The sequence below is a fragment of the Paenibacillus sp. A3 genome (assembly GCF_001399685.1).
In the GTDB taxonomy this organism is placed as follows: domain Bacteria; phylum Bacillota; class Bacilli; order Paenibacillales; family NBRC-103111; genus Paenibacillus_G.
Window position 1 is genome coordinate 54,817 of the sequence record NZ_JTHN01000096.1, and the last position, 13,812, is coordinate 68,628.

10 protein-coding genes are annotated in these 13,812 nt (G+C 58.2%); 7 read left to right on the plus strand and 3 right to left on the minus strand.

The window, feature by feature from the left end:
• The first annotated feature begins 56 nt into the window (after window positions 1-56).
• The 7 genes from QJ48_RS15065 (at window position 57) to QJ48_RS15095 (ending at window position 11,638) form a co-directional block, all read left to right on the plus strand.
• Window positions 57-1,532, plus strand: a complete 1,476-nt coding sequence (locus tag QJ48_RS15065; RefSeq protein WP_054974386.1) for an ABC transporter substrate-binding protein — start codon at window positions 57-59, stop codon at window positions 1,530-1,532.
• A 116-nt stretch (window positions 1,533-1,648) separates the two neighbouring features.
• Window positions 1,649-2,584, plus strand: coding sequence for a sugar ABC transporter permease (locus tag QJ48_RS15070; RefSeq protein ID WP_054974387.1), 936 nt, complete (start codon window positions 1,649-1,651; stop codon window positions 2,582-2,584).
• 27 nt (window positions 2,585-2,611) lie between these two features.
• Window positions 2,612-3,532 (plus strand): carbohydrate ABC transporter permease, encoded by a 921-nt coding sequence (locus tag QJ48_RS15075; RefSeq protein ID WP_054974388.1) that lies wholly within the window; start codon window positions 2,612-2,614, stop codon window positions 3,530-3,532.
• 254 nt (window positions 3,533-3,786) lie between these two features.
• Window positions 3,787-5,106, plus strand: a complete 1,320-nt coding sequence (locus tag QJ48_RS15080; RefSeq protein ID WP_054974389.1) for a glycoside hydrolase family 125 protein — start codon at window positions 3,787-3,789, stop codon at window positions 5,104-5,106.
• Entirely contained in the window at window positions 5,103-8,216 is a 3,114-nt protein-coding gene (locus QJ48_RS15085) for an alpha-amylase family protein (protein ID WP_054974390.1), read from the plus strand. Before QJ48_RS15080 ends, QJ48_RS15085 begins: the two co-directional genes overlap by 4 nt.
• A gap of 24 nt (window positions 8,217-8,240) precedes the next feature.
• Window positions 8,241-10,976 (plus strand): alpha-mannosidase, encoded by a 2,736-nt coding sequence (locus QJ48_RS15090; RefSeq protein ID WP_054974391.1) that lies wholly within the window; start codon window positions 8,241-8,243, stop codon window positions 10,974-10,976.
• A 140-nt stretch (window positions 10,977-11,116) separates the two neighbouring features.
• The gene (locus QJ48_RS15095) at window positions 11,117-11,638 is read left to right on the plus strand and encodes an RNA polymerase sigma factor (RefSeq protein WP_054974392.1); all 522 of its coding nucleotides are present in this window, start codon (window positions 11,117-11,119) and stop codon (window positions 11,636-11,638) included.
• A gap of 68 nt (window positions 11,639-11,706) precedes the next feature.
• On the opposite strand, the gene pqqE is transcribed toward QJ48_RS15095, so the two are convergent.
• Genes pqqE through pqqC form a run of 3 tightly spaced genes read right to left on the minus strand, consistent with a single transcriptional unit; the run spans window position 11,707 to window position 13,810 of the window.
• A complete protein-coding gene (gene pqqE / locus QJ48_RS15100) occupies window positions 11,707-12,840 on the minus strand; it encodes a pyrroloquinoline quinone biosynthesis protein PqqE (RefSeq protein WP_054974393.1) in 1,134 nt (377 codons plus the stop codon).
• Window positions 12,831-13,106 carry a pyrroloquinoline quinone biosynthesis peptide chaperone PqqD gene (gene pqqD, locus QJ48_RS15105; protein ID WP_054974394.1) on the minus strand — a complete coding sequence of 92 codons (276 nt, stop codon included), beginning with the start codon at window positions 13,104-13,106 and terminating at the stop codon, window positions 12,831-12,833. Before pqqD ends, pqqE begins: the two co-directional genes overlap by 10 nt.
• The gene (gene pqqC, locus QJ48_RS15110) at window positions 13,103-13,810 is read right to left on the minus strand and encodes a pyrroloquinoline-quinone synthase PqqC (protein ID WP_054974395.1); all 708 of its coding nucleotides are present in this window, start codon (window positions 13,808-13,810) and stop codon (window positions 13,103-13,105) included. Before pqqC ends, pqqD begins: the two co-directional genes overlap by 4 nt.
• Window positions 13,811-13,812 lie beyond the last annotated feature (2 nt).

Genomic DNA, 13,812 nt, shown 5'->3' on the forward strand with positions numbered 1-13,812 from the left:
TAGCCATTGAAACGATTCAACGGCTGCTTGAAAGAAAAAGGGAGGTATCTGCGAACATGAAAATGAAAAAAAGAAGCCTGTTTGCCGGACTCGCGCTCATGCTGTCTGCTTCGGTCGTCTTGACCGCATGCGGAGGCAGCAAGGACAGCGCGCAGGACGCAGGGGGCGCCGCGGGCAAACCTGTTGAGCTGATTTGGTATACGATCGGCACGCCTCAAAAGGACGTTGACCGGGTCATGGAAGAGGTCAGCAAATATACGAAAGAAAAAATCGGAGTTACCGTCAAAATGAACATGATCGACTTTGGCGATTACTCGCAAAAAATGCAGGTCATGACTGCTTCCGGTACGCCGATGGACATTATGTTCACGTCTTCCTGGGCGTTCGATTACGTTCAGAACGCAAGAAAAGGCGCGTTCATGAAGATCGACGATCTGCTTGAGAAACAAGGCAAAGGCATCAAGGACATGCTTGATCCCGCCTTCTTAAGCGGTTCCAAAGTCGACGGCCACAACTACGGCATTCCGGCCAACAAAGAGCTGCCGGCGCAAGAGGTATGGCGCTTCAACAAGCAGCTGCTCGACAAGTACAACCTCGACATCAAGAACGTCAACTCGCTGGAAAGCCTGGAGCCGCTCTTGAAAACGATTAAAGAAAAAGATCCGGGCGTTATTCCGTTCTCCGTCGACAAAAACTACGGCGTATTCGTACCGTACGATTACGTGATCGAGAAAATGCCGATGGCGGTCAGAGTTGACAACCAAGACTACAAGGTCGTCAACATCCTGGACACGCCGGAAATGAAGCAAACGCTCCAAACGATGCACAAATATTACAAAGCCGGCTACATTCCTACGGAAGCGGCAACGATGGTTTCCTCGACGGACGTGCAAAAAACCGGCAAATGGTTTGCAGACAAAGCAACGACGCAGCCATTCGCGGACAACCTGTGGTCGGCCAGCTACGGATATCCGGTCGTTTCCACGCCAGCCAGCCCGGCTTACATTTACAACTGGTCCGTTATGGGCTCGATGCAAGCGATTTCGGCGAACTCCAAAAATCCGGAGAAGGCGATGGAGTTCCTGAACCTGCTGAACACCGATCCGGTGCTGCGCAACATGGTCGACTCCGGGATCGAAAACGTGCACTACAAAAAAGTCAGCGACAACGTGATGGAGAACCTGCCGGAATCGAAAAACTACGATATGCCGACGTTCTCGCTGGGTAACCTGATGATCACGTACCTGAACCCGACCGATCCGAAGGACAAATGGGAAGGCTTCAAGAAATTCAACGATACCGGTAAGCCTGCTGCGCTGCTCGGGTTCAACTTCGATCCGTCCAAAGTGACGAGCGAAATCGCAGCGGTTCAGAACGTCAAAGAAGAATTCTGGGCGCCGCTGATGACCGGTACGGTCGATCCGGATCAAATTATTCCGCAGGCCAACCAAAAGCTTAAAGCTGCCGGCCTCGACAAAATTATGGAAGAAGCACAGCGTCAAATCGATGCATGGAAAGCAACCAAAAAGTAATCAAGCTTCTAAAGGCAACAGAGCTTCTTGACGGAAGCTTTCTCGGGTGAACGATAAGAACGGGACACAGGGCGAATGGCATTCATTCGCCCCGTCTCTTTGAACGCGAGGGTGTGATGAATGTGAAGGGTGTGCTCAAGGATATTAGCCGGAACAAAGCCATGCTCATCATGGTGCTTCCCGCCACGATCTGGTTTCTTTTCTTCTCTTACCTGCCGATGGCCGGGACGGTTATCGCTTTCAAGGAATACCGGTACCACCGTGACGGGTTTCTGGCCAGCATTGTGAACAGCAAGTGGGTCGGGCTCAAAAACTTCGAATTTCTGTTCAGCACGAAGGACGCTTTTCTCATTACACGGAACACACTGCTGTATAATACCGTGTTCATCGTAATCGGCCTCGTCTTGGCCGTCGGGCTGGCTATTATTTTGGCGGAGATCGCCAATAAGAAGCTGGCCAAGCTGTATCAGACAGGGATGTTCCTGCCTTACTTCTTGTCTTGGGTTATCGTCGGGTATTTCGTATTCAGCTTCCTCAGCTTCGACAAAGGCATGGTCAACCAAATCGCCAAAGCGTTCGGGCTCACCGCCACGCAGTGGTATAACGATCCGACGTATTGGCCGCTTATTCTGACGCTCGTCTTTCTGTGGAAATCGATCGGCTACAACAGCGTCGTGTATTTGGCAGCTATTATGGGGATCGACAAATCGCTGTACGAGGCGGCGATGATCGACGGAGCGAACAAATGGCAGCAAATCCGCCACATTACGGTGCCGATGCTGACGCCTCTTATTACCATTCTGACGCTGCTTGCGATCGGACGTATTTTTTACGCGGATTTCGGGCTGTTCTATCAAGTACCTCGCAATTCGGGTACGCTGTTCTCGGTTACCAACGTCATTGATACGTACGTATACCGCGGCTTGAAATTTACCGGAGAAATCGGCATGACCAGCGCGGCCGGTCTGTATCAGTCGTTCGTCGGTTTCGTGCTCGTCATTACCTCCAATGCCATTGTTCGCAGATTCAATAAAGACAACGCGTTGTATTAATCATTACGGATAAAGGAGGGAGTGGCTGTGGCCGCACGAACGATGAAACGAAGCCGGGATTTTCATCATCTGTCTCCGTTTTGGAACGTCATTTTCAACTTGATTGCCGGAATTTTGGCTTTTCTATGCGTATTTCCTTTCGTGTTTGTTACGATCATTTCGTTTACGGACGAAGGGACGCTGGCGCGCAACGGCTACCGGATCATTCCGGAAAAATGGAGTCTGGAAGCTTACCGCTACGTGTTTAAAGCCGGGGATCAGCTGCTGCGGTCCTACGGTGTCACCATTGCCGTTACCGTGATCGGTACGTTGCTCAGCATGATTATGATTGCGCTGTTCGCCTACGCGATCTCGCGCAAAAGCTTCAAATACCGCAATTTCTTCTCGTTTTTCGCTTTCTTTACGATGCTGTTCAACGGCGGGCTCGTCCCGACCTATATCGTCGTCACGCAGCTGCTTGGACTGAAGGACTCCATCTGGGGACTCATTCTGCCGCTGGCCGTGAACGCCTTCTACATCATGATTATGCGGACGTTCTTCTCCACGAGCGTACCGGATGCCATTATCGAATCGGGAAAAATCGACGGTGCGGGCGAATTCGGGATTTTCTTCCGCCTGGTTCTGCCCTTATCGCTTCCGGGGCTCGCGACGATCGGCTTGTTCAGCACCCTCGGGTACTGGAACGACTGGTTCAATGCGCTGCTCTATATTGACAAGCCGAGCTTGGTGCCGCTGCAATCCATGCTGATGCGGATCGAGACGAGCATGCAGTTTATTTTGCAAAATACGAGCAATCCGTCGATGGGCGTAGCCGTGCTGCAATCGCTGCCGCAGGATACGTCGCGGATGGCGATGGTCGTCCTGGCGACGGGGCCGATTGTGTTCGCGTACCCGTTCTTCCAACGGTATTTTATTCAAGGGTTGACGGTTGGAGCGGTGAAGGAGTAAGGAAGTTTTTTAAATCGGGTATGGGGCGGCGGTGGGTGGCGGGGTATCCACTTCCGGCCGCTGTGGTCCTCGGGAAATTTGGATTGGAAGCCGCTGGATAGCGGAGATTTCCCGAGGACCAAGGCGGACGCTATCGCTCCTCCAGTGGATACCCCGCCACCGTGCTACTCTTGCACGTACCCGAAAACCCAAAAACCCAAAAACTTCCTTCCTCCTTCGGTGAGTAGTAGAAAAAATGGAGGTTGACGGACGAGATGGAACAATTCAGATTACCTAAAATTCCAATTCCTGCGATGGAGCTGCCGCGGGCGGTGCAGGACGTGCTGGCGGAAGCGGAGGTCAAGCTGGCTCATCGTCCCAAGCTGCTGCAATTGTTTAAAAATTGCTTCCCGAACACGCTGGCGACGACGACGAAACGGATGGAAGACGGAACGACGTTCATTATTACCGGCGATATTCCAGCGATGTGGCTGCGCGATTCCGTTGAGCAAGTGATTCATTACGTGCCGCTGGCGAAGAACGACCCGGATCTGCAGCAATTGATCGCCGGACTGATTAAACGGCACATTCAATATATCCATATCGATCCGTATGCCAATGCCTTCAACGAATCGGCGAACGACTGGCACTGGAATACAACGGACGAGACCGAAATGTCCCCGTGGGTGTGGGAGCGCAAATTCGAGCTCGATTCGATCTGCTTCTCGATGCGCTTAGCTTATAAGTACTGGAAGGAAACGGAGCGGACGGACATTTTCGATATGAACTTCAAGTCCGCGATGCGCAAAACGGTCGATCTGTGGAAAACGGAGCAGCGCCACTTCGAGCTGTCGCCGTACCGCTTCACGCGCAATAACGACGTGCCGACGGATTCGCTGCGCAACAACGGGCTGGGCATGCCGGTGAACTACACGGGGATGATCTGGTCGGGCTTCCGTCCGAGCGACGACGCCTGCGATTTCCATTACAACATTCCGTCGAACATGTTCGCGGTCGTGACGCTGCGGCAGATGCGCGAGATGGCCGAATGGGTGTTCCGCGATCTGGCGTTCGTCGACGAGTTGAAGAAGCTGGAAGCGGATGTCGATCACGGCATTCAGCTGTACGGCATTTACCGCCATCCGGAGTTCGGCCCGATTTATGCTTACGAAACGGACGGCTTCGGCAACTACTGCCTGATGGACGACGCCGGCACGCCGGGACTCATGTCGATTCCGTATATCGGCTATACGACGCCGGACGACCCGATTTATCAAAATACGAGACGGTTTGCCCTAAGCAAGCAAAATCCGTTCTATTACGAGGGCAAAGTAGCAAAAGGCATCGGCAGCCCGCATACGCCGCCGGATTATATTTGGCACATGGCGCTGTCGATGCAGGGGCTGACGGCGGTGACGAAAGAGGAGAAGCTGGAAATGCTCGCGATGCTGGAGGCGACGGACGCGGATACCGGCTTCATGCATGAAGGTTTTCATGCGGACGATCCGACTATCTTCACGCGCAGCTGGTTTGCGTGGTCCAACAGCTTGTTCTCGCTGCTTGTGTACGAAGCGATGAAGGAAGGGATTGTATGACGCGGCCGATCGTCATTTTCTACGATCCGGGCTTTCCGCTCGGCGAAGGGATGCAGGTCGATGCTGGACTGCTGCAGGGTGTGGGGCAGGTCGTCCCGGCGGACCGCCTGGCGGAGGCGCTGCGCTCCGCCGAGGGCGGCTGCTTCGTCAACCTGCATGCGCCATATTTTCCGAAAGCCGCTTGGTCGGCGATTCTCGACTTTATCCAGCAGGGCGGCGGGCTCATTAGCGCCGGAGGCGCGCCGTTTAAGCGTCCGGTCCGGGCGGAGAACGGAAGCTGGCATGCGGAAGCCGAGCAAACCGCTTACCATCAGCAGCTCCATATTCATGAGGCGCTCCGGGTCGATGCGGCTCCGGTAGAGAAGCTGGCCGTCACAACTGACATTCCGCTGCTGGCCGGCAAGGAAGCGCTGCTTACGATAGCGGATACGTGGAATCTGGTGCCGCATGTGACGAAGAGCAGCGATTTGCCGCATCAGATGGGCTCCGCCGGACCGATGGACACGCATATTTATCCGCTGCTGAAAGGCATCTCGGCCGAAGGCCGGGAGGTGGCCGCACCGGTCGTGCTCTGGGAGCAAACGAAGGGCCCCTTCGCCGGAGGCCGCTGGCTGTTCGTCCATCTGCCGCTGACCGCGGCATTCTGGAACGAGGGCGGAGCCGAAACGCTGAAGGAATGGGCCGCGTTTTGCGCCAAAGGCGTGACCGAGCTGTGGATCAAGCCGAACTACGCTTCATACGAGCCGGGCGAGCGGGCGATGCTTACGCTGCAAACGCAGCGGATCGGGCGCGGGACCGGATCGGACAACGGGGTTTGGAAATTCACGGTTTCCCTGGAGCACGAGGCAGGGCAAGCCTCCTGGAAGCACCGCTTTGAGGCGAACGTCACGGAGGAGCTGAATATTCACCGCATTTCCGTCCCGCTTGAAATTCAGAGCGGCTTTTACCATATCGTCTGTCAGGCGCAAGCGCCGGACGGGGAAACGCGCATCCTGCGACAGGGCTTTTGGGGCCTGGACGCCAAGCTGCTGGCCACAGGCACGCCGGTCAGCTGCGGCCGGGACTATTTTGTCAAGGACGGACGTCCGTTACCGGTCGTCGGGATGACTTACATGACATCGGACGTGGCGCGCAAGTTTTTGTTCCTGCCGAATGCGGCCGTATGGGACCGCGATATGGCACAGATGAGGAAGGCCGGGATCAACTGGATTCGGACCGGTATCTGGACGGCGTACCGCAACATCATGCAGGTCGACGGGCACGCTTCCGAAGAGGTGCTGCGCTCGATCGACGCCTTCCTGCTTACGGCGAAGAAGCATGATTTGCAGGTCACCTTCACGTTCTTTTCGTTTACACCGGAGCCTTGGGAAGGCCTCAACCCTTACCTTGACCCGCGCAGCGTGGAAGCGCAGAAACGGTTCGTGCGCTCGATCGTCTCGCGGCATCAGGACACAAAGCATGTCGACTGGGATCTGATCAACGAGCCGTCGATGTTCGACCCGCCGCAGATTTTCTCCGACGGCCCGCGGTCGTGCCGCGATCCGTTCGAGCTGGCGGCTTACCGCGAATGGCTGAAGCAGCGGCACGGCTCGATCGGCCGGCTGCAGGAGCGCTGGAACATGTCGCCGGAGCAGCTGCCGGACTTTGAAGCGGCCGTACCGCCAGAGCCGGAAGAGATCAACTTCAACGTGCAGGATATGCACCAAGGGAAAAAAGGCACCCGCTGGCTCGACTACGCGCTGTTCTCGATGGAGATGCACAACCGGTGGGCGAAGCAGCTCTACGACGCGATCAAGGACGTCTGCCCCGACCATATGGTCGTCGTCGGGCAGGACGAAGCCTTGGGCGCGCAGCGGCCGTCGCCGTTCTTCTACGCGGAGGCGTCGGATTACACGACCGTCCACTCGTGGTGGCTGAACGATCATCTTGTATGGGACGGCATCTTCGCGAAGACGCCGGATAAGCCGAATCTCGTGCAGGAGACCGGCATCATGTACGTGGAGACGCCGGACGGACGGGCGAAGCGCTCGGAGACGGAGCTGCGCAGCATCCTGGAGCGCAAATACGCTTATGCTTTCTCGACGGGCGGCGCGGGTGCGGTTCATTGGATTTGGAACACCAATTTCTATATGGACAATGCCAACGAATCGCACATCGGGGCGCTGCGGGCGGACGGAACGGAGAAGCCGGAGGCGGACGTTTCCTACGAATTCGGCCGCTTTATGGAAGAGATCCGGGATTTGTTCCAAGGCCGCAAGCTGGAGGAAGTCGCCGTCGTCTTCCCGTATTCCAACGACTTTTCCAACCGGAAATTGGCGTTCGATGCGACGACCCGTCTGACGCGGATGCTGTCCTACGAGCTGAAAGTTCCTTTCCGCGGAGTCGGGGAATACCATCTGGATTCACTCGCCGAAGTGCCGGCGAAGCTGATCATCCTGCCGAGCGCACATAATATAGATAGCGAAGCGTTTGCGAAATTGATCGCCATTGTACGGGCTACCGGGGCGACGCTGCTCGTCACCGGTCCTCTCGGGCTGGATGCCTACTGGCAGCCGGAAGAGCGTCTTAAGGATGCGGTCGGCTCTTACCGTCCGGCCAACGTGCGGCGCGAAGAAATGCTGGAGCTCGACGGCCGCCTGCTGCCCGTTTCCTTCGGACAGCGGCGGATCGCCGAGGTGGCGAAGGAAGTCCGGACGGACGAGGCGGCAGAGGCGAAAGCCGACAAGTTGATCGACGTTCCGCTCGGTTCGGGGCGGCTCCTTTGGTGCCCGCTGCCGGTCGAATTGAACGAGCGCGCCGAGCCGCTCGCGATGCTGTACCAGCACGCGCTGACGGTAGCGGGCTTTCGAGCGGAGCTGGAATGGCTTCGCGGCGGCGGATTCCCGGGCGTGTACGGACGAAAGCTCGCTTTCCAAGACGGCGCACTGTTCGTCTTCGTGTCCGAATTCGCCATCGATACCGATGTGGAAGTGAAGGACCCGGCTACGGGACGCCGGTATTCGTTTGTACTGGAGAAAGAGCGTTCGGTGCTGTTCGCGGTCGACCGGGAAGGCCGCTTGAAGTCCGTGTACCGGCCGAAGGAAGTTCATATCCAAGTGACCGGAGAGTAGTCCGGGGAGGAGGCGTCACAAGCCATGAGCAAAAAAAGAACCGCGCATATCATTTCCCATACGCACTGGGACCGGGAATGGTATTTGCCTTATGAAAAGCATCATATGCTGCTGATCCAGCTGATGGACACGCTGCTTCATACGCTCGAGCGCGATCCGGAGTTCAAGAGCTTTTATTTGGACGGCCAGACGATTATTTTAGAGGATTATCTTCAGGTGCGGCCGGAAAAAAAGGAGCAGCTTGAAGCGTACATCCGGGAAGGCCGCATTCATATCGGGCCTTGGTATATTTTGCAGGATGCGTTCCTGACGAGCAGCGAAGCGAACCTGCGCAACCTGCAGATCGGGCATCAGGATGCTGCGCGTTACGGGACGATCGCCAAGGTCGGCTATTTCCCCGACACGTTCGGCAACATGGGGCAGGCGCCGCAAATTTTGCGCCAGGCCGGCATCGACAACGCGATGTTCGGTCGCGGCGTTAAGCCGACGGGCTTCAACAATACCGTGTCCGATTCGGACTACGAATCGTCGTTCTCCGAGCTGCTCTGGGAAGGCCCGGACGGCTCGCGGGTGCTGGGCATTTTGTTCGCGAACTGGTACTGCAACGGGATGGAGGTTCCGACGGACGAGAAAGAAGCGAAGGAATACTGGGAGCGGAAGCTGGCGGATGCCGAGAAATACGCTTCCACCGGGGAGCTGCTGTTCATGAACGGATGCGACCACCAGCCAATCCAGCAGGACTTGTCCGAGGCGATCCGCACGGCGCGGAAGCTGTTCCCGGACACCGACTTCGTCCACTCGAACGTGGCGGATTATTTGCAGGCCGTGAACCGGTCTTTGGACCGGGAGCTGTCCGTGGTGAGGGGCGAGCTGCGCAGCCAGCGCACGGACGGATGGTCGACGCTGGTCAATACCGCGTCCGCCCGCGTTTACTTGAAGCAGATGAACCAGCGGGGGCAAGCGCTGCTGGAGAAAGTGGCCGAGCCGCTCGCGTCCTTCGCGCACTTGCTGGGTAAAGAGTATCCGCACCACTTGTTCACGTACGCTTGGAAAACGCTGATGCAGAACCACCCGCACGACAGCATCTGCGGCTGCAGCGTGGACGAGGTGCACCGCGAGATGGTGACCCGCTTCGACAAAAGCCGCCATGTGGCCGAGACCATCGTCGACGACAGCAAGCGTGTCATCGCCGAAGCGGTCGACACGTCCGTCTTCGCCCGCATGGGCGCGGAGGCGCGCCCGCTCGTCGTCTTCAATACGACGGGCTGGGAGAGAACCGGAGTCGTCACCGTGGAGCTGGACGCGGAGCGCTTGTACTTCCGCGACGGCTTCCCGCTGGACGAGATGAGCCGCCGCATGCAGGCGCTCGACGTCTCCGGCCGCACGCTGGTCGATGCGGAGGGCCGCACCGTACCGTTCACGATGCAGGATCTGGGCCTGCAGTTCGGCTACGACCTGCCGGACGACAAGTTCCGCCAGCCGTATATGTGCCGCAGGGTGAGCCTCACCTTCGAGGCGCAGAACGTGCCTGCGCTTGGCGTTGCCGCGTACGCGTGGCTCAAATCGGCCGATATGGCTTCGTCCCCGGCCGCCGAAACCGCCTCGCTGCTGAACGGCGACCGGGTGATGGAGAACGCCTTGCTTCGCGTCGAGATCGCGGAGGACGGTTCCCTCGCCGTGACGGACAAGCAAACGGGCCGCACGTTCCGCGATTTGGGCGTGTACGAGAATACCGGCGATATCGGCAACGAATATATGTACAAGCAGCCGAACGGCGAGACGGCGCTGACGACGAAAGGGCTGAAGGCGGATATCCGCGTCGTCGAGGATACGCCATACCGTGCGACGGTGGAAATCGTGCACGAATGGTCGGTTCCGGCTTCGGGCGATGCCGTATTCGAGCAGGAGAAGCGGGAGCTGGTTTATTTCCCGCACCGCAAAGGGCAGCGCGTCAAGGATATGGTGCCGCTCACGATCCGCATGCAGGTCAGTCTGAGCCGCAGCGGCCGGGGTGTCGAGCTGCAGGCGTCCTTCAACAACCAGGCGAAGGATCACCGGCTGCGCGCACTCTTCCCGACCGACGTGGAGACGGCGGTACACCGCGCCGATTCGATCTTCGAGATTGCGACGCGGGACAACGAACCGGCGGCGGAGTGGGAAAATCCGAGCAATGCGCAGCATCAGCAAGCGTTTGTCGACGTAAGCGGAGCAGGGGCGGGCCTCACGATCGCCAACCTCGGGCTTCAGGAGTACGAAGTGCTGCGGGACGGACGCAATACGATTGCCGTCACGCTGCTTAGATCCGTCAGCGAGCTTGGCGATTGGGGCTTGTTCCCGACGCCGGAGGCGCAATGTCTCGGCGAGCACACGGTGCAGCTGGAGATCATCCCGCATAGCGGCGACGGCGCGGCTTCGGGCGCTTTTGCCGAGGCGTACCTATTCCAGATTCCATGGACGGTTTGCCAAACCGGCGTGCACGGCGGCCCGATCGCTTCGGGCTATGCCCCGTACCGCTGGGAGGGCGGCGCGCTTGCGTTCTCGTCCATGAAAGTGAGCGAGGCTTCCGGCGATCTCATGCTGAGATGGTTCAACATGGAAGCGGCCGGAACGGAGCTGGGGCTGCATTCGGCCCGCGGCGCGGAATCGGTCTACAAAAGCAACGTCTTGGAGGAAGCGGGATCGATCGTTTCGGAGGGTCCGAACCTGTCCATGCCGGTGGGTCCTTACGAGATTGTCACGCTGGGCGTTAAGCGCAAATAATATATATGCTGAAAAGCAGTCTAAACCTCGGAATTCGGGGTTTAGGCTGCTTTTTTTGTGTCTGCTTTTCCAAAAAAGACACTTGAAGTACACATCACGTTCATATAATGGAAGAGATGATGAGAACGGAGGCAAAAAGCATGAATCCACAGCAACACCAGCCGGCTTCTGCAGACGGCCAAAAACAGCTTCAACAATTTCGCAGCTTCATCGAATCGCTGCAAGATCCGGTTTACCGGCTTGCGCACCGGCTGCTCCAAGACCGCGAGCTTGCGGCGCAGGAGGTGGGGCGTACGTTCGTCGAGTTGTTTCGCAGACATGCGGAGGAAGGATTTGCGCCAACGAACGGTTCTATGAGGACGGCTGCCTACCGGATGCTTATTCACCGGTGCAAAATGGCGAAAGTTTCGGGCAAACGCAGGCTAAAGCCGGGCACGCTCGGACCCCGTACCATCCTCGAAGCCGTCGATGCACTGCCGGATGAAGTGAAGCTGATCGTATCGCTGAAGTACGAATGTCAGCTATCCTATGAAGAGATCGGGGAAATTTTGGAGATCTCCCCGGAGCGTGTGAAAAAAGGCGTGTGGCGCAGCAGGGAACGGTTAAGCGAATGGATGGAGGAGCCCCGCTCCCCGTTGAGCTTCGGGATCATTATGCATTAATCCAAGACCTTGGGACAGTGAAGCTTCCGTACAGGTCTTGGATTTATTTTTTTTCTGCTTGAGCTATCTTATAGGCTTGATGGCGCCGTCCATAGGGCCGCCGAGCCCCGGTAAACGTAGGAAGGCGGCGCTTCGACGGAATCGGAAGCTGCCGGACAGGCTTCGTTTACCGCGGCGACGGCGTCCGAGATCAAGCTGCGGTGAGGCGAATGACGGCATACCGGGTCCGTCTGGCGGGCATCGCCGGTGAGCAGGTAGGCTTGGCAGCGGCAGCCGCCGAAGTCTTCGAAGCGGCGGTCGCAGCTGCGGCACGGCTCCGGCATCCAATCCGTGCCGCGAAAAGCGTTCAGTGCGGCGGATTCGTACCAGATTGAAGCAAGGCTCCGGTCCCGCACCGAATCGAACGTGAGCGTAGTTATGCTCGAAGCGGCGGGGCAAGGCAGTACTTTGCCGCTCGGGGACACGGTGAGCGAGATCCGGCCCCAGCCTCCCATACAAGGCTTCGGAAGCTCGGCGTAATAATCGGGGACGACCCAGATCAGCTCTATCTGCTTGCCGATCCGCTTTTTTAATTTGTCAAAGGCGGCTTCGGCTGTCTCCAGCTGCTCCTTCGTCGGCATGAGCGTCTCCCGGTTGACGAGCGCCCAGCCGTAATACTGGGTGTTGGCCAGCTCCAGCCGCGACGCCCCCCAGGAGAGGCAAAGCTCGACGATCGCCTCCAGCTCCCCGATATTGTGCCGGTGCAGAACGACGTTCATATTCAAAGGAAGGCCTGCGGCCCGGATGAGGGCGGCGGCTTGCTGCTTCCTGTCGAACGTCTTGAAACCGGCAATATGGTCAGACAGGCTTGGGGTCGCCGCTTGAAGGCTGAGCTGCAGGCTGTCGACCCCGGCTTCCGCCAACCGGCGGAGCCGTGCTTCGGTCAGCCCGACGCCGCTTGTGATCAGATTCACGAATAGGCCGAGCGAACGCGCCCGTTCGATGAGCAGCTCGGTATCGGCCCGCAGCAGCGGCTCCCCACCCGTCAGGTGCAGCTGGACGACGCCTAACCCGGCGGCTTCCTCCAGGACGCGCAGCCATACGTCGGTAGGCAGCTCGTTGTCCCGCTGCTCCAGCTCCTGCGGATTGGAGCAATACGGGCAGCGGAGGGGACAGCGGTGGGTCAATTCGGCGGTCAGCGCGTACGGTAAACTCAGATCCATCGTTCCACCCAGCCTTCCTCCGCGGCCTGCGTTAAAAACTCGGTAATGTCGTCCTGCAGACCGGTCTGTCCGTATTTTGCCTCCAGCTCGTGCGTCAGTTCTCCGACGGTTCGCTGCCCGTCGCACAGCCGCAGAATCGCTCCGGCGGTCTCATTCAATTGAACGATACGCTCCGGGAGCAGCAGCAGTTCCTGCTTGCGCAGCGCGTCGTATTTCATGCGGGCGGGGGGACGAATTGCTGGCCGTTCCTGCAGCCCCCAGCTCATGCACGGTTCTCCTCATCCGGGTAAGCGAGCTGCAGCGCATCGAGGAGCGACCACAGCACGTCGCATTTGAACGAGAGCGCGGCAACCGCCCGTTCCTGCTCGCGGCGGGTGCGGCATTCGCGCAGCACGAGCTCCAGCCCGTGATCGGCGTCGCGCGGCGCCTGATGGAGCCGGGAGCGGAAATAATCAAGCCCCTGCGGGCGTATCCACGGATACAAATCCTCGAAGACGACGATGCGCCGGGAGACGAGCGTCGGCGCGAACAGCTCCGTCAGGGAGGAAGCGATGGCCTCGGGCCACGGCTGCAGCCGGCAGAAGTTCACGTACGCGTCAACCGCAAAACGGACTGCAGGCAGCACGAGCCGCTCGCTGAGCAGGTCCTCACGGGAAATATCGACGGCTTCTCCGAGGCGAATCCACGCTTCGATGCCGCCTTCGTCTCCCTCGCGGCCGTCGTGGTCGACGATGCGCTGCAGCCAACGGCGCCGGTCTTCCCGGGTAGGCAGCTTGGCCAGGATGAGCGCGTCTTTAACCGGGATGTTTTTTTGATAGTAAAACCGGTTGGCGACCCAGGCCCGAAGCTGCTCCGGGCTGAGCTTTCCCTCGTGCATGCGGATGTGATAAGGATGCTTGTCGTGATACCGCTGCTCGCCGATCCGGCGCAGCCGCATCAAGAATTCGTCGTTCGACCATGGCTCGTTCATCG

Excerpts from the sequence above, each read along its gene's own strand:
- QJ48_RS15065 (WP_054974386.1), top strand. The coding sequence starts at position 57 with ATGAAAATGAAAAAAAGAAGCCTGTTTGCCGGACTCGCGCTCATGCTG.
- QJ48_RS15070 (WP_054974387.1), top strand. The coding sequence starts at position 1,649 with ATGAATGTGAAGGGTGTGCTCAAGGATATTAGCCGGAACAAAGCCATG.
- QJ48_RS15080 (WP_054974389.1), top strand. The coding sequence starts at position 3,787 with ATGGAACAATTCAGATTACCTAAAATTCCAATTCCTGCGATGGAGCTG.
- QJ48_RS15085 (WP_054974390.1), top strand. The coding sequence starts at position 5,103 with ATGACGCGGCCGATCGTCATTTTCTACGATCCGGGCTTTCCGCTCGGC.
- QJ48_RS15090 (WP_054974391.1), top strand. The coding sequence starts at position 8,241 with ATGAGCAAAAAAAGAACCGCGCATATCATTTCCCATACGCACTGGGAC.
- QJ48_RS15095 (WP_054974392.1), top strand. The coding sequence starts at position 11,117 with ATGAATCCACAGCAACACCAGCCGGCTTCTGCAGACGGCCAAAAACAG.
- pqqE (WP_054974393.1), bottom strand. The coding sequence starts at position 12,840 with ATGGATCTGAGTTTACCGTACGCGCTGACCGCCGAATTGACCCACCGC.
- pqqD (WP_054974394.1), bottom strand. The coding sequence starts at position 13,106 with ATGAGCTGGGGGCTGCAGGAACGGCCAGCAATTCGTCCCCCCGCCCGC.
- pqqC (WP_054974395.1), bottom strand. The coding sequence starts at position 13,810 with ATGAACGAGCCATGGTCGAACGACGAATTCTTGATGCGGCTGCGCCGG.